Below are 16,669 nucleotides of genomic sequence, written 5' to 3' on the forward strand. Positions count from 1 at the left end.
CTCACCTCTTTAGTTGATATGAAGGGGCGGGATTACTCCCCCGCCCCTCCGAATCCTTCTTATTCGCTTTCAATGCCAAGTTGGTCTTTGACTTGTTGCTTAAAGGTTTCGATCGCTTTGGCACGGTCCTTATTGCCCGCGGTGTATTCACGCACTTGATCACGCCAGAGCTTGTTGATTGTTTCGTCGTACTGTGTCAAGTTTTTACCTGAAGCGTTTGCATTGGCCGGTACAAACACGTCGAACATGTTCTGACCACCGAGCAGTGGAACTTCACCGTTTGACTTCGACATGACAACGGAGGAAGCAACGCTGTCCTTCGTACCTTGCTCGCCTTCCTTCATCGTACCGTTAGCCCAGTAATGTTGGAGTCCCGTTTCGGAGGTGTCGAGTGTAACCCACTTCACAAAGTCCGCAACAGCCTGTTTCTTGGCTTCGTCCTTGGTAACGTCTTTGTTGGCAAGCAGCCAAGTGCCACCCCAGAAGAAGCCTGTCGGTGGTTCGGAAACCGCCCAGTCGCCATTCGTGTCTTTTACTTGACCGTTCATCACGTAGTTGATGAGCCAAGCAGGACCGAAGAAACCGAAGATCGGTTGGGCACCGGCACCGGACATATCCGCGTACCATGCTTCCGTCCAGTCTGTCGTATCGTTGTGATAGCCATTGTCTTTCAGCTTTTTAGAAAGATCCAGGAACTCTTCACGCTTCGGATCGATATGAAGCTTACCATCAACAATCCAACCTTTGTCAGAGCTGTTCTCAATTGGGTGCCAGATATCGCCATCACCAGAAACGATGCCGTATCCTTTAGCTTTCAACTTCGCGGCTGCATCATAGAATTTATCCCAGCCTGGTCCAATTTCATTTTTGATAGTGGCTGGATCGTCGGTTCCAAAAACATCCTTCGCAATGGAACGGCGATAGATAAAGGCACCACCAGTCGCTTGATAGCCGAGGGCTTTTAATTTACCGTCTAAGCTACCGATATCAACCGAGTATTGCGCGATGCCAGCATCCTTAACCATTTGGTCATCAAGGCCCATATCAGAATAGTTGGCTGCATAGCTGGATGCGTCCCCTTGTGTATATTTGAGTACGAATGCTGATTCAGCTGCATAAATGTCCGGAGCATCTTTTCCTCCAGCGGACAGAGCCTGATCAAGCGCAGGTTGATAAGCGCCGTCGGTGGTTGCAATAACTGTAGTTTTGAACTCAACATTCGCGTCCGGATGAGTTTCCATATACTTCTTGGTCATATTAGGTATCTCATCTGTAAAGCTCCAGAGATTGATAGTGACTTTCTCGCCTGTTCCTTTTGATGGAGCTTCGGTAGCGTTGGCTGCTGGTGCAGTCGTTGGGCTTGAGCTAGATGAGTTAGAATTCGAGTTCCCACCACATGCTGCGAGAGCAGATGACATCACGAGCAATGTAGAGATCCCCACTAAACTACGTTTCATACTTTTCATATCTTTGCCTCCCCTTTTGTATTATTACTTCGGTTTTTTGTAACCGCATACATTATTATAGAGCCTGCAATCCTTAAGCATAAGGACACCCTCTTTAGGAAAACTTCCACTATTTTTAGATTCAGTTCTATAGAGCGCAAAAAAAAGAGACATCAAGGGATCTTTCCCTTGGTGTCTCCATGATCTGTTTATATTTCTGATCATTACTTATCCGCTTTTAGCGCATCATCCTGTTTCTTGATGAATTCTTCTGGTGTGACGGCTTCACCAAACAATGCCTGAATCTGATTCATGTGTATAGTAGATGCGACTGGCTTCATTTGTGTATCCAGATAAAGAGTTACTTTATTAGCCTTATTTAACTCGTTTAATAGATCAATGAACATTTGCGGTAGCTTGATGGCCGCAGTATCTACTTTGGTAGCCGGGATTACGCCTGCATTGACAACAGAATGCTCTCCCCACTTTTGAACGAAAAAGCTGACGAATTCTTTGGCCTCCAGAGCATGCTTAGAATTTTTGGAAACGAATAGTCCAGTGCCCGGACCACCGACCCAATCATCCACGTTGCCTTTGCCGCCTTCAACTGTCGGGAACTTGAAATAACCGATGTTGACTTTAAATTCTTGGGCTATATTTGTTGTGGTCGTGAAATCTGGCAGCTCCCAAGTCCCAGTAACGAACATGGCTGACTTTCCGTTCATGAACTGTACCTTGGCTTCATCATTGGATAATCCGTTGTAGCCTTTGATGAATGTGTTCAGGTTTACCAACTCTTGCACTTGTCTTGCAGCCTCTAGCAAGGAAGGATCTGTAAAGTCCTGATCCGCAACAGCTTTATCCATCAGGTTAGGTCCCCCAATACGATCAGCTAGATACATGTACCAGAAGGAAGCCGGCCAACCGTCCTTGCCTCCAAGAGTAACCGGTGTTATGCCATTGTTATTCAGTGTTCGAATGATCGCTTTGAGATCATCCAAGGTTTGGGGAGGCTGCAGATTAAATTCTGAAAATATTTCTTTATTATAGTAGACCGGAACTATATTTAGTTCGACAGGAAGGGCATACGTCTTCCCATCAAAGGAGTACCCCTCCGTCGTACCAGCTACGAATTTTCCTTTCAACTCATCCTGTAAAAGATCGTCCACGGCTGCAAATTTATCTCCCCTAACATAAGGATCCATAAAGCCTGCTGCCCAAGTGAATCCGATGTCCGGTAGATCGTTGGAAGCGGCAAGTACCTTCAGTTTGCTTTTATACTGCTCATTTTCAAGAACTTCTGTCTTGATGGTGATATTCGGATTAGCTTCTTCAAATTCTCTGATGATTTCTTTTACCATTTTGTTTTGCGCGGAGTTATTGCTATCCGGCCATAGATGCATCATTTTTAAAGTGATTTTCTCGCCGTCGCTCTTGCTGCTATTCCCCTTATCCCCATTACAAGCTGTTGTTATCAACAACAATGTTAAGAAAAGGGTGATGGATAATCCGATCCTCTTCGTAGATATTCCCCCCTTGCCGAGCCGTCATTGGATGTTCGCTTCTATACCATTCCTCATGGAAGAACGATACTGCCCTGGACTCATTCTTTCGTATTCCTTGAACAGCTTGTTGAAATATTTAACCGTCTGGTAACCCGTAAGGCTGGCAATTTCCGCTATAGGCAGATTCGTTTTCAACAGTAATTCCTTCGCTTTCTGCAATTTTCTACGGGCGACATATTCGCTGAAATTCATTTGGCATTGCTCCTTGAAAAGAGAACTGAAATAGCTCCCGTTCAGATGAACAAGTCCGGCTACTTCCTGCAGGCTGATCGCCTCTTCTATATGCATTTCCACATAGTCTATCGCCTGACGGACCGGATCGCTTAATGCGGCATCTTCATCTCTTATGGCCATTAATTGTGGATCAGCCATCTTCCGCATGAAGCCGATATGTTCCTGCTCCTCCCCTGCCTTCAGGGCATTCTCCACAGATGCGATTAGCTTTTCCCGACTGGCTGGCTTGAGCAAATATTCAACTACGGACAACTGAATCGCTTGCTGAGCATACTCGAACTCGGCATGACCGGAGATGAGAATAACGGATGGCTGACGCTGTATTTTTTTATCCCTTATTTGGCTAACTAAAGAAAGACCACTGATTCCCGGCATGCGGATATCCGATATCATGAGCTCCACCGGTATTTCCTCCAAAATTTCAATAGCCGAGATCCCATTACTTGCCGTAAGGATTTCATAATGACCGGCTGCCCATACCTCTAGTATTTTCTTCATTCCTTCTCTAGATCTCGGTTCATCGTCGACAATAAGAATTGTTCGGCTTCTCATGGCATTTTGTCTCCTCGAACAGGAATTTTGATGTTTATACGGGTGCCTTGACCTTTTTGGCTATCGATGGTCATTGCCGCACCCTGCTCATTCTCTCTCGAAAAAAATAGTTGAAGCCTTCTATGCACATTAGCGATTCCGACACCGGAATCTTTTGAAGAAGATACCTTTCCGCTATCCAGCCCTTCCACAAGAGAGCGCAGCATCTCCTCGTCCATTCCCATCCCGTCATCTTCCACCGTAATGGTGACCCATTCTTCATCTCCAGCAACCGTTAGCTTTATCCATCCCGGTTCAATCTTGCTCTCGACCCCATGCAATACGGCATTCTCTACAAGGGGCTGCAGCAACAGTCGGGGTAACTCCACATTCGAAAATTCAAAAGGAGCCTCAATTTCCCACTCCAAGCGATCTTCAAATCGCATCTTCATAATAAGCAAATATCGCTTTACATGCTCCAGCTCATCCTGTAACTTCACCCATCCCCCTTTACTCGAGCCGGTGATCGTATAGCGGAATAAATCAGACATGGCAACAACATACTCTGCCAGTTGATCTTCATCCCTATCCAACAGTGACCAGTACAGAACATCTAGGGTATTGAACAAAAAATGCGGATTAATCTGCGCTTGAAGTGCCTTCAACTCCGTATGACTCCGGGATAACTCCTTCTCATAAACTAACTGGATCAGCTCGTTGATATTATCAACCATTTTGTTATAGGAATAATTCAGTTCCTGGATTTCCATAGTGGACGATACATTCTCGATAGGCTTCAGGATGCCTAGACGGGTACTTCTCATAGCTTTGATCAACCTGAACACAGGCCTGGTAATAAGTATAGACAGGAAAAACGAAAGCAAGGTGAACAGTAAGGTACCCATCAAGGCCGATACGACAATGGTCGTCCGCAAGACCGAAATCCCCTTGGTGATGACGTTAACCGGGGTTAAGATGAGTAGCGTCCATCCTGTCACGGAAGACCGCTGTTTGACAACGATAAAGGACCGTTTGCCGATGGAAACATTCTGATCGTCAGATTCCTCCACCAGCTTTGCTGCTGTCTTTTGTGAAATACTGTCATCGTTAGACGTAATAAACTGCCCATCAGGAGCGAGGAGTAATACTGTTTCTCCGTCCCCTTCCCCGGATAAAGAGTCTTTAAGTGCAAACTTGTCTCGGTCTGAGCGAATGAGTAAATAGCCTCCAGTTGTGAAATGCCGATCAATAAGGCTGATCTGTCGAATCGCCACAAGCGATGTAGGATCGAGCGGATCAATACCGAACCAAACGAGACTACCTTCCTTTCTCGTCGCCATTTCGATCCAATCTTCGGGTACCTTATCTCTAAGGGTGCTGCCGTCGAGAGGATACAGCCTCACTCCGTCTTTATTATAAAGCTCAACAGATTTGATGCCGTCCGTGTAGATTTGGACCAGATTGATAATAGATGGCAGCGCTTGCCGTTCCGTAAAGGTAGCGGGATGACCCTCTATATCGCGTAAAAGGAGTTGCTGGATATAATCGTTAGTCGAGACCAGCGTCGTCAGAGAATTAATCTGTTCGAGAACGCTTTCCAAACGGCCGTTAGCCTGAATCGCGGTTTGCTGAATATGCTTCTCCGCATTATTCTTGAGTAGCGTCGAGACTGAATGGAACGTAATCCCTCCAACGAACGTCAGAATGATGAGCATGACGGCGAGAAAACCGAGCAACATTTGATTTCGCAGCGTATTTAACTTTAACATCGACAGTATCCGCCGCATGCAGTCTCTTCCCCTCTTTATCATGTGAACATGAGATGATCGCCCCTATGCGTAAAAAAGTAAGGGCTTTCAACCTTTTCAGTCATTATATTAGCATGTTTGCTAATGATCCGCTAAGAAAGAATTATGGATTCGACAAAAAGAACTAATATTTTCGCCCCCCATACCGACAGACGGGGTAATTAGCTCCATTTCTAGCAACCTTTTATGTAGGAGTGTCTTACTCCTAATTAAAAAAATCCCGATGATGTATTCATCATCGAGGCTAACTAATTTTTTATTTTCGCCAAAAAGTTGAACACTCTGCCTTGTCCATAATGTTAAACTCGATCATTTTCTCAAGTAATGAGAAATCAACCGGACTATCCCATCGGATCCGTAACAACTGCTTGGTGTGATCATAGCCTGCCTGTACAATTGCATCTGAGAAATGATTAATTCCTGCGATTTCAGGCGCAACAGCCATATGTTGTTTGGATACGCTAAAGCCAATAATATAGGTGTCGTGATCAGTGAACATAGGCTGATTCCACGCAATTTTTGGTTTTAAATCTGTGAATTTCTTAGTTACCCAAGCCAACACCTCTTCCATTCGCTCCCGATGCTGTGGGTTATCAATTTGCGCTAAATAGTCTGCAAAAACCTCCATGTCGATCACTCCTAACCTCAGAATCGCCTTTTGCTCAGGCGTAGTTACAAAAAAAACACCCCGTTAGATAATCATATCCAACGGGGTGATAGGGTGCAACTTTTTATAACGTTATGACTTAAGAGTTATACTGTCTTATACACCATTTAGGGTGGAAAATAGAAACATCATTGCTCACTCTAAGAGATGAGGAATACATGATTGTCTCACTTCAATAAGACGGAATATCATTTTAGTTTCACCCTAGTTCAGTCCATTTCGTATTTATCTAGTAACAATAGGAGTTCCAGTCCTACTGCTCATTTTTTTAAATAGTAAGATGGCAAGAAGTAAAGCTATGCTTACAGCGGCAAAGCCCAGCCAATTCAAATATAGGACAGATGTACGACTGATGACTAGCCCGCCTAATCCAGATCCCAGTGCAAAACCAAATTGGATGAACGAAGTATTTACACTAAGGGCAATGTCCGGATTTCGAGGTGCCAGAGTAACCAGATACAGTTGCTGGGCCGGGGAAATACTCCACGTTGCTAACATAAAAATCATTAAAACCAAGATTAATACCAAGAGATTGACACCGGCTAGAGCGAATAAAAGAAGAGTTGCCCCTTGTAACAGGAGTCCGAGACAAATGGTGAATTTCGATCCTTTTGCATCTGCCAATTGTCCGCCCAGCCTTGATCCGACAAAGCTGCAAATGCCCGCCAGGAACAGAACACCGCTAATTTCGGTCATGGAAAGAGAGGACGTGGCTTGCAAGAAAGGAGTAATATAAGTAAACAGTGTAGAATAGCCGCCGACATAAAATAACGTAATAGCCAAGGCCATCAGAATGGTTGGATTTCTTAAAATAGAGAGCTGCATTCTAAGGGTAACCTTTTCTTCTTCTTTTATTGCCGGAACCTTTTTATAGATGATAAGTAATGGAAGAACACTTAATAATCCAATTAAAACAAATAGCACTCTCCATCCAAACATCTCACTAAAAAATGTGCCCACAGGAACACCGAGCACTAGCGAACTGCTAAGCCCCATCAAAATGATACCGATGGCATTGCCCCTTTTTTCTCTTTCAACGAGTCGTGTCGCTATTGCCATGGCTACAACAGTAGCGATTCCTCCGCTAGCCCCTTGGATAATACGTATCCATAGTACTGTTTCATAAGCAAGATCTACAAACATAAGTCCGTTGCTGGCAATAAACACACCAAGGGTGGTCATTAGTAGTTTCTTGCGATCTGCATTGATCGTTAATGCAATCAAAACCGGAGTGACAATGGCTGCGGAGAGAGCAAACACAGTCACCAATAATCCAACTTCTGAAGTAGATACTCCCAAGTCCACAGCGATCATCTCAATAACTCCCGTAATAATATATTCAATGGTTCCAATCAGAAAAACAGCCAGTGCCAGAATATAAATGATCCGTTTATTTTTCAATTTCCCCCACTCCACCTTCTTCAGTTATCTATTTATAATGGGAATTTGTATTTCTATGAATTGTGCATCTCGTTCTGGAGATAACGGTAAATATAGTTCCCTACCCGATTCGTTTTCCTTGATCTGATAGTTGTTTTTCTCAATCCATTTCGCTAAATGAACACAGGCCGCACAATCAAAATTAGAATTTGAGTGAAAAGCCATTGTGGCCATCATCGGTTCAGGAGGAAGAGTCCGTAGCTGAAACGGTTCTGGAAATGATCGCAGCTCAGAGTTTAAAAAATACCCGATTTCAAACTCAAACTCATCCTCTTTTCCTTCGACTTCTTTCCACAAAACAACCTGAGGACCTTGAATTAATTGACGAGTTTCCGTCGTTATAAACTGATCAAATTGACGAAGCAAATCCGGAATGTCCTCTTCTTTCCCGCATGCTTTCTGATAAAGAAATAATTGAGCACCCTCTGCTTTGACTCTGATTTCTTGACCCGTTTCGAATTGCCCCTCTTTTTCTATAAGCTGCATACGCTCCTCAATCCTGACGAGTTTGGCTTGTTCCGTATCGATGATTTGCTGTATTTCGCTTCTTTTCAGCTTAAACATCCCTTGAATATTCTCCAATGTAATATCTTCCTGGAGCAGCTGTTTAATTTGGGGCAATGTAAAACCCAATTCCTTATAGATTAAGATTCGGTTGAGCTCTAGTAGCTGATCTGCGGAATAGTAACGGTAGCAAGTATCGTGATCCACCTTTCTCGGCTTTAGTATGCCAATCTGGTCATAATAGCGCAGTGTTTTTAAGGAGACTTTGCTTAGCCTGGAAAATACACTGATTTTGAACAAAATATCATCTCCAATCTATAACATAATGTGAGTATACAGTTTCCCGTGCAGGGGAAAGTCAAGGATGAGAATGCTTTTATAATTCAATGGAATATCCTCCCTAAAATTGCTGAAGTATGCCATTACTTTCGTTTTGCTCATTTTAACAACTCATTTATTCAAGAAATTTCCCTCATGCCAATTGTAGCACTAGCTATAGCCAAACTGTCCTTTAGCGAAACAAAAGGATGCCACTTATCACGGCATCCTCTCGGTATTTATTAATCTATCCTGCCCTATAGCTTATGAAGCAACGTCAATCTAGAACTATGCAACGCTAGTGATTGCATTTATGTGTCAACTTGGATTTCTCTATCTAAAAAACCGCGCCGTTTCTAAGTATAGAAACGGCGCGGCATTAGCTTCATATGTGTTACGATGCAGGCGGAATGAACCAACGCTGATTGGCGCCGCCATTAAAATCCCACTGGACAGCCTGTCCTCCGTCGGATGTCGATTGTCCCGACATATCCAAATACTTGCCGCTACCTCGATTGATAATATACGACGAGTCACCTCTATCTTGATTGGTTGGAATAATTCTCCACTGTTGGTTCCATCCCCCATTATCCGGCCATTGAATCACATTAGCACCATCGGATGTAGACGATTCGCTGACTTCCAGTAAATCTCCGCTTTCTACGTTTCTGATGTGATAATAGCCGTCTCCTAGAGCTTCCAAATACCATTTTTGATCATTAACAATGGAATTCCAATTAAAATTCCATTGTATGATAAGCGCGCCATCCGCTTGTTTATCCCATCCACTGACTCCCAATGTTTTATTGCTATTTACATTTATAATGACATGAGGGTTCGGCGTGCCGGCAGCATGCGTCGTCTGAGTGAATACAGCAGGTGCTGCGGATCCAATAAATACAAGTGCCAGAATCGCTATCAACCATTTACTCTTGAATAACCGTTTCATAAGATAAGTCCACTCCTTTAATTTTCATTTAGTCAGATTTCAACTTCTCCCAATCAAACTGCCATTATAGAAGATTAGAATGTCGCCTCCTTTGTTAAGAAGTAATTAATACCCATTTCAACAAATCGCATGATGGGGTTCTATTTCTATTGTTTGAAGGCGAGCGCTCGCAATGAGGTTCATAGAAATAGATCTAGAAGAAATTAATTAAAATATAGGTAAATATTCCTTAATTATACATTGTTTACAAAATAGATGTCAATTAAATCCTCTAGGTTAACATGTTAAGCTAGAGAACAATGTTGAAATGGTACATGTCGGAATGTATCCGCTGGCGGCACTGGAGCTGAGTTGCAATGACGGCAAGGTTGTCGAGTCGAGGATTTTGATTTTGCTCCGGTGAGTCACTTCTCTTTAATGGAATAGCACTAGCTTGAGCCCTTGTGGCGACTGCAGTTAGTCTAATCCTCTTATTCAATAATCAAAAACTTTATTCCTATCTATATGTAACGGCTTACTTTCATTTAAAAAATTCAATTATTTCGTCCTGATCATCTAAATTCAGCTTATCAAAATTCTCAATCATGTCAGTTTCTTTTATATTAAATTTCCCTTCAGCATTATTTTTCTGTCTCGTTGTTTGTTTCTCACCATATAACAACCAATATAAATCCAAGCTAGGTTTATTATTTATTTCCAATAAAATATCTAAGGCTGGCTTAAATCCACCCTTTTTAATTCTATCTCCAATAGTTGACATAATAACTCCCTATATAGAAAAATCCCGATGATATCATGAGCATCATCGGGACTGACTTTAGCGGTTCTAAACTTTATTTACTGGTTCCTAACTTTTTTTCACCAGACATTACATCATCATTCCCAACAATTCCTACTCCACAGTAACACTCTTCGCCAAGTTACGTGGTTTATCCACATCATGACCCAGCGCAAGAGAAGCATAATAAGACAATAATTGCAGAGGTACTACAGACAACGCTGCTGTCAGCATTGGCAATGTCTTAGGAATAACAAACACTTGATCCACTGATCTAAGCAGGTCAGTCAAATGCTCTTGGTGAGTGATCGCAAGCACGTCTGCGCCGCGAGCTTTCACTTCTTTGATGTTGCTGACGGTCTTCTCAAGCACAGCTTCCTGAGTTGCCAGGGCAATAACCGGAACGCCTTCCTCGATCAGAGCCAATGTACCGTGTTTCAATTCACCTGCAGCATAAGCTTCGGAGTGAATATAAGAGATTTCTTTCAGCTTCAAGGAACCTTCTTGAGCAACTGCATAGTCTACGCCGCGGCCGATGAAGAACAGGTTCTTGTGCTCAGAAATTTGCTCTGCATAACCTTTGATCGCTTCTTTTTGAGCTAGGATCTCTTCCACTTGTTCTGGTAGAGCTTGCATAGCTGCTAGAATCTTAGCCACTTGAGCTTCGGTTTGTGTACCGCGAACTTCAGCCAAGTAAAGAGCAAACAATCCGAAAGCGACCAATTGTGAAGTGTAGGCTTTGGTCGAGGCAACAGCAATTTCTGGACCTGCCAAGGTTACCAACACATCATTCGCTTCGCGAGCAATAGAGCTGCCCACTACGTTTGTGATTGCCAGAACATGTGCACCATTAGCTTGCGCTTCACGAAGAGCTGCCAAAGTATCTGCAGTCTCACCGGATTGGCTGACAACGATAACCAAAGTTTCCGGGGTCACGATTGGTGAACGGTAACGATATTCCGAAGCAATGTCATTCTCTACTGGAATACGAACCAAAGATTCGATCATAGTACGTCCTACCACACCAGCGTTGTATGCCGTTCCGCAAGCAACAACTTGGATGTTACGGATGTTCTTGATTTGTTCTTCTGTGATGTTCAACTCTGGCAAAACAACCTTGTTGCCTTCAGCATTAATACGACCACGCATAGTGTCGCGGTAAGCCTTAGGCTGCTCGTGAATTTCTTTCAACATGAAATGCTCGTAGCCGCCTTTTTCTGCGGTAACTGCATCCCAATCGACAGTAATCATTTCCCGAGAAATAAAGTTTCCTTCAATCGTCATCAGTTCGACAGCATCTCTTGTCAAGACTGCCATTTCGCCGTCGTTCAAAATATATACGTTACGGGTATATTCAAGCAGTGCAGGAATATCTGACCCGATAAAGTTTTCTCCTTCGCCAAGACCGATAATGAGCGGGCTTGCTTGACGCACAGCCACCAATTTATCTGGTTCATATTCAGTCAGGACGCCTAATGCAAAAGCACCGCGCATGAAGGTAATCGCTTTTTGCACAGCTTTCACGATATCTCCATCATATTCGCGAGCAATCAGGTGTGAAATAACTTCTGTATCTGTTTCGGAGACAAAGTGGCATCCGCCAGCGATCAGCTCTTCTTTCAGATCCAGATAGTTTTCGACAATACCGTTATGAACGACAGAGAACTTCATGCTGTTATCCGTATGTGGATGGGAGTTCTCATCGGATGGTTTACCGTGAGTTGCCCAGCGTGTGTGTCCGATACCTGCGCTACCTGCCAGTGGGCTGCCTTCCAGCTTCGACTGCAGATTCGCCAAACGGCCTTGTGCTTTCACTACCTGCAGTCCTTCCCCAGTGAATACAGCTATACCAGCGGAATCATATCCCCGATACTCCAGCTTCTTCAAACCTTCAACCAAGATCCCCTGCGAATTCTGATTACCAATATATCCTACAATACCACACATTATTATTTCCCCCGTCCGAGTTATCGTAATGTGGCGGCATAAGGAAAGAAACGTGCCGTGCGGCATGTTTTTGAGAAAAAGCAAATATTCTGTTGTATTTTTGGATCAACAAAATAAACTGTCACTTACATCTTATGTTCATGAAATGCACAGCCTTCTTCTCTGCCGTGGCAGAATCAACGTGTTTCTTTACGATGCGCGCACACATGAATTTTATATTTCTTATGCACCCATGAAAACGTTGTGTGAAAGGTCGCCCTTCCATTTTCCGTCTCCATTTACGGCTCTGGTGCATCACCGGGAGGTCCCCGCCGAACATTTCGAACACCTCCACCTCGTCAGCTTACGTCTGCCGTGATCCGTTCAAGCCCTTGTCTACATAACCATGTAGCAGCTTTCCCTTCTCCCCCGCGCTCGACCAAGCTCTGGCGCTTGCTATTGCAAACCTCACAATCCCCGCTTTCCTTCTAGAATGACACTTAATCTATTATATGCACCTTACATTACTTTGGCAATGCTGCACCAACCTAAATTTCACAAATCCCTGTTCAGACGATCCATCCAAAAATAATAAACACCGGTGTAACGAGTCCGAATCGCTCTCTACACCGGCTATATAGGTATGGTAATGAATTATACCAATTCGCGTTGAACAACTTCTACAATTTGATTCACATAAAGATCTAGATCTGCCTTATCAGGGCCTTCTGCCATGACACGTATTAGAGACTCCGTACCCGATGGACGTACAAGCACACGGCCATTGTCGCCTAGCTTGCCTTCTACTTCAGCGATAGCTGCTTCGATAGCCTGGTTGTTAGGATAATTGGTCTTATCTTGTACACGAACATTGACCAGCACCTGCGGGTATTTCGTCATCATGCTCTTAACCTCGCTAAGTTGCTTACCAGAAGCTTTAAGCGTATCTACCAGTTGGATAGCCGTCAGAATACCATCACCTGTTGTATTATAATCAAGGAAGATAACATGTCCAGACTGTTCTCCACCTAGATTAAAACCACCACGGCGCATTTCTTCCATCACATACCGGTCGCCTACAGCTGTTTTAGCAGTGTTCAGGGATAATTTCTCGGTAGCCTTGTAGAATCCGATATTACTCATAACCGTTGATACGATTGTGCTATCCTTCAACTTACCAGCACGATTCATTGCATCCCCACAAATACAGAGAATAAAGTCTCCGTCCACTTCATCGCCTTTATTGTCGATCGCAATCAATCGGTCAGCATCTCCGTCAAAAGCAAGTCCCAAATCCGCTCCATGACGTAATACTTCCTCACGCAAAGTCTCTGGATGTGTCGAACCAAATCCAGCATTGATATTCAATCCATCAGGCTCAGCACCAATAGAAATAACCTCAGCGCCCAGTTCTCTGAACAATCTTGGTGCAAGTTCATACGCTGCGCCGTGAGCACAGTCGAGTACAACCTTAATTCCCTTGAAATCTTGAGAAATGGTTGTCTTCAAATACTCCAGATAGAGGTACTTGGCGTCATTATCAACCGTAACCATACCTAAACCAGAGCCGATAGGACGAGGCAATTCATCAACTTCAGCATCCATTAGTTCTTCAATACGCAGCTCAGTTTCATCCGTAAGCTTGAAACCATCTCCGCCAAAGAACTTAATGCCATTATCTTCAACCGGATTATGTGATGCCGAAATCATGACCCCTGCATCTGCCTTTAATAATCTCGTAATATAAGCAACAGCAGGTGTACTCACTACACCTATACGGATTACATCTGCCCCAATAGACAGCAAACCAGCAATAAGAGCCGATTCGAGCAAAGGTCCGGAAATACGTGTATCCATCCCAATGACAACCTTTGGTTTATGCACGTTACCCGCTAGTACATATCCTCCACAGCGACCAATGCTATAAGCCATTTCTGCAGTTAATTCACGGTTTGCTACTCCCCGCACACCGTCAGTTCCAAAATACTTCCCCATTATTTTTCTCCTTTGAATACGCTACATTAGCTTAATGTTCTATCCTATGATTTGAATACTATTTTGGTGTACCTTTGGGACATATCCTAAAAGACGTATTTCAATAAAAGGTTACGTTCCCCCTGTACCTACAGGATTCTCGGAATTCGTACTTGTGTTAGCTGTGCCATTATTCTCTGGACTGCTATCCGTGGGGACAGGCGTCGCTGTAGCTCCAACTTCTCCGCTATGGGTAGGCTTCTCAGTGGCCTCCTCATCGCCTATAACAGGTTCAGAGCTTGGCTCAGGAGTAGTTACACTACCCGTGTCTGGATGAGGCGTAGGCACCGGCGTTGCAGGTGACAGCAACTGTACAGTTACCGTAAGAGGCACACTTGGATTAGCCAGTGCGATGAATTTAGGCAGTGATACCCGTAAAGAAACCTCGTGAGTCCCGGCAGTCAGGCCAGTCACATCAGCCACAACACCTATATCGTCTTTATTTAGTTGATTTAGCAAAGTAGGTGCACCTGTTAAGGTAAGGGCTATATCCTTGCTTGTTGGATTAACAATACTTCCTTCAAACTCATCACCGACACCCTGTAACTTGATGGGTACCGCTTCAACCGTCCGTTCAGCAATTTCTGAGATCGTTAATGAAACGTTCACGGTTTCAGGCATTACTTTCTCAGTTCCTGCCGGAGGTTTCAGTTCTACCTTCAGCTGCTTCGTTCCTGCAGAATCTATAGCGCTAAGATCGACACTTGCTTCATAGGTAGATAATGTAGCTAACGCATTGGCTTGACCATATACCACGACTGATTCCAGCTCAGGCGTTACATTTGATAAGACGAGAGAACCCGGAAGTTGTCCGGTAAAGCCGATATCCAGCGGTAAGCTCTTAAAAGGCAAGGTAATTGGCAATTCCACCGAAACGGTAGCCGGCTCAATGACGGCATCCTTCACTTCTTTTCCTTCATTATCATAAGCATGCAGCTTCAATTTCTTCTCTTTAAAGGTTTCGTTCTCGCCATTTAGCTCAATAGTGCCTTGTACCTTCACCACTTTGCTTAACTCATTATCTGGCAGCGTAACCTCAACAGTATCCGTAGGCTGCAAAACTGGGGTACCTAATTGATACCCCGCTGCTGGTTCTCCCTTGGTAACCAATGTTATGGGAAAAGATTTTGTATTTCGCAGCTCTACATGTACGTTGACCTCTTTAGGAGTCATTCTGACAAGAGTTACACCTCTAGGTAATGAATATGAGAGTGGCAACGTATTATCTCCAGGCTCAACCTTACTTAGATCAAGGGTCACTTTATAGTCGTCCGAGAACTGAAAAGAGATATCCGAGTTCTTCCCCTTAACCTCCATACTCACACTATCTACATCCTTGTATTCCAGTACAAATTTATCTTTATCTAGACCGATCTCTTCGATCTTTACATTCTCAATAATCTTCGATTTAGTATCGACCGTGGTCTGTCCAACAGGCGCAGTGTCGATACGAACCATAGTAAACAGTATGATCCCAAATGCAAGGGCTAGAATCTTATTGAAATTGTTATTGTTCATCCACTTATCCATGATTTTTGTCCCCCTTCCGTTTCCAGAAAGTTGAACCTTTCTCCTTCAGCGATGAACTTACACTCAGCTCTTGATGGAGCTTCGAAATCATTGATTCTTCCTTAATGTCCCTTACAATTTGACCATTGATGGCCAGAGAAATCTGTCCTGTCTCCTCCGAGACAATGACAGACACAGAGTCCGCAACCTCACTAATCCCGATAGCCGCGCGATGTCTTGTCCCCAGTTCCTTGCTAATAAAAGGGTTCTCGGACAAAGGTAAATAACATGCAGCTGCGGCGATCTGATTCCCCTGCATAATAAGGGCTCCGTCATGCAGAGGGGTGTTAGGTATAAAGATGTTAATCAGCAACTCAGAGCTGACTAAAGAACGCATGGCGATACCCGATTCCGTATATTCATTAAGGCCTGTCTCTCGCTCGAATACGATTAATGCCCCTATTTTTCTATGTGATAAATAATTTACGGCTTTAATCACTTCGCCAATTAATTTACTGAGTTCTTCATCACTTTCCCCAGCCCGTCCGAAAAATTTACCTCGTCCAAGCTGCTCCAGTCCCCTTCGTAGTTCCGGCTGAAAGATGATAAAGACCGCAAGCACCCCGAATGTAAACATTTGATTCATTAGCCATTTGAGCGTATAGAGGTCTAGCATGGTACTCACAGCCCAAATCAAAACCAGGACCAGAATCCCCTTCAGCAGCTGAATCGCTCGAGTTCCGCGGACCATATTAAGCACTTTATAAATAATGTAGCTGACGATCAGTATATCAATAATATCTTTAATGGAATCTTTCCATGTTAAGTCTGTAAAATAACTCATTGCCTAAAACCCCCGTCATTTCATATTAGCTGGGTTTATGTAAAATGTCTGTTAGATCTGTATCAATATCTAGGTTATAACGTTCGGGCTCCAGTTGCAAGTTTAGCCACTCACCCA

13 protein-coding genes are annotated in these 16,669 nt (G+C 43.8%); all 13 read right to left on the reverse strand.

The genetic code is table 11. The features are described from left to right. Window positions 1-59 precede the first annotated feature (59 nt). Window positions 60-1,457, reverse strand: coding sequence for an ABC transporter substrate-binding protein (locus MKY19_RS26950; protein ID WP_076300954.1), 1,398 nt, complete (start codon window positions 1,455-1,457; stop codon window positions 60-62). Between the two features lie 212 nt (window positions 1,458-1,669). Continuing rightward, the gene (locus MKY19_RS26955; protein ID WP_339798788.1) at window positions 1,670-2,929 is read right to left on the reverse strand and encodes an extracellular solute-binding protein; all 1,260 of its coding nucleotides are present in this window, start codon (window positions 2,927-2,929) and stop codon (window positions 1,670-1,672) included. Between the two features lie 63 nt (window positions 2,930-2,992). Next, window positions 2,993-3,796, reverse strand: a complete 804-nt coding sequence (locus tag MKY19_RS26960; RefSeq protein ID WP_042192060.1) for a response regulator — start codon at window positions 3,794-3,796, stop codon at window positions 2,993-2,995. After that, entirely contained in the window at window positions 3,793-5,544 is a 1,752-nt protein-coding gene (locus tag MKY19_RS26965) for a sensor histidine kinase (RefSeq protein WP_339267351.1), read from the reverse strand. The genes MKY19_RS26960 and MKY19_RS26965 overlap by 4 nt, the downstream gene beginning before the upstream one ends. A gap of 295 nt (window positions 5,545-5,839) precedes the next feature. Beyond that, entirely contained in the window at window positions 5,840-6,211 is a 372-nt protein-coding gene (locus MKY19_RS26970; RefSeq protein ID WP_339798791.1) for an iron chaperone, read from the reverse strand. Window positions 6,212-6,475: 264 nt separating this feature from the next. After that, window positions 6,476-7,651, reverse strand: a complete 1,176-nt coding sequence (locus MKY19_RS26975; protein WP_339798793.1) for an MFS transporter — start codon at window positions 7,649-7,651, stop codon at window positions 6,476-6,478. A 24-nt stretch (window positions 7,652-7,675) separates the two neighbouring features. Continuing rightward, window positions 7,676-8,494 carry a helix-turn-helix domain-containing protein gene (locus tag MKY19_RS26980; RefSeq protein ID WP_339798796.1) on the reverse strand — a complete coding sequence of 273 codons (819 nt, stop codon included), beginning with the start codon at window positions 8,492-8,494 and terminating at the stop codon, window positions 7,676-7,678. 412 nt (window positions 8,495-8,906) lie between these two features. Continuing rightward, window positions 8,907-9,461: an RICIN domain-containing protein gene (locus tag MKY19_RS26985; protein WP_076285552.1), complete on the reverse strand. Its 555-nt coding sequence runs from the start codon at window positions 9,459-9,461 to the stop codon at window positions 8,907-8,909. A 520-nt stretch (window positions 9,462-9,981) separates the two neighbouring features. Further along, a complete protein-coding gene (locus MKY19_RS26990) occupies window positions 9,982-10,221 on the reverse strand; it encodes a hypothetical protein (protein ID WP_339798800.1) in 240 nt (79 codons plus the stop codon). Window positions 10,222-10,353: 132 nt separating this feature from the next. Continuing rightward, window positions 10,354-12,186, reverse strand: a complete 1,833-nt coding sequence (glmS, locus tag MKY19_RS26995; protein WP_042192067.1) for a glutamine--fructose-6-phosphate transaminase (isomerizing) — start codon at window positions 12,184-12,186, stop codon at window positions 10,354-10,356. Between the two features lie 633 nt (window positions 12,187-12,819). Further along, on the reverse strand, window positions 12,820-14,160 hold the full coding sequence (glmM, locus tag MKY19_RS27000; protein ID WP_042192071.1) for a phosphoglucosamine mutase: 1,341 nt from the start codon (window positions 14,158-14,160) through the stop codon (window positions 12,820-12,822). Between the two features lie 111 nt (window positions 14,161-14,271). After that, window positions 14,272-15,729 (reverse strand): CdaR family protein, encoded by a 1,458-nt coding sequence (locus MKY19_RS27005; protein ID WP_339798803.1) that lies wholly within the window; start codon window positions 15,727-15,729, stop codon window positions 14,272-14,274. After that, a complete protein-coding gene (cdaA, locus tag MKY19_RS27010) occupies window positions 15,722-16,552 on the reverse strand; it encodes a diadenylate cyclase CdaA (RefSeq protein ID WP_042192076.1) in 831 nt (276 codons plus the stop codon). Before cdaA ends, MKY19_RS27005 begins: the two co-directional genes overlap by 8 nt. Between the last annotated feature and the right edge of the window lie 117 nt (window positions 16,553-16,669).

This window comes from Paenibacillus sp. FSL R5-0744 (assembly GCF_037972555.1).
GTDB lineage: Bacteria > Bacillota > Bacilli > Paenibacillales > Paenibacillaceae > Paenibacillus_AQ.

Bases quoted from the DNA above. Each gene is read 5' to 3' on its own strand.
- MKY19_RS26965 (WP_339267351.1), bottom strand. From the start codon at position 5,544: ATGTTAAAGTTAAATACGCTGCGAAATCAAATGTTGCTCGGTTTTCTC.
- glmM (WP_042192071.1), bottom strand. From the start codon at position 14,160: ATGGGGAAGTATTTTGGAACTGACGGTGTGCGGGGAGTAGCAAACCGT.
- glmS (WP_042192067.1), bottom strand. From the start codon at position 12,186: ATGTGTGGTATTGTAGGATATATTGGTAATCAGAATTCGCAGGGGATC.
- MKY19_RS26950 (WP_076300954.1), bottom strand. From the start codon at position 1,457: ATGAAACGTAGTTTAGTGGGGATCTCTACATTGCTCGTGATGTCATCT.
- cdaA (WP_042192076.1), bottom strand. From the start codon at position 16,552: ATGAGTTATTTTACAGACTTAACATGGAAAGATTCCATTAAAGATATT.
- MKY19_RS26985 (WP_076285552.1), bottom strand. From the start codon at position 9,461: ATGAAACGGTTATTCAAGAGTAAATGGTTGATAGCGATTCTGGCACTT.
- MKY19_RS26960 (WP_042192060.1), bottom strand. From the start codon at position 3,796: ATGAGAAGCCGAACAATTCTTATTGTCGACGATGAACCGAGATCTAGA.
- MKY19_RS27005 (WP_339798803.1), bottom strand. From the start codon at position 15,729: ATGGATAAGTGGATGAACAATAACAATTTCAATAAGATTCTAGCCCTT.
- MKY19_RS26970 (WP_339798791.1), bottom strand. From the start codon at position 6,211: ATGGAGGTTTTTGCAGACTATTTAGCGCAAATTGATAACCCACAGCAT.
- MKY19_RS26990 (WP_339798800.1), bottom strand. From the start codon at position 10,221: ATGTCAACTATTGGAGATAGAATTAAAAAGGGTGGATTTAAGCCAGCC.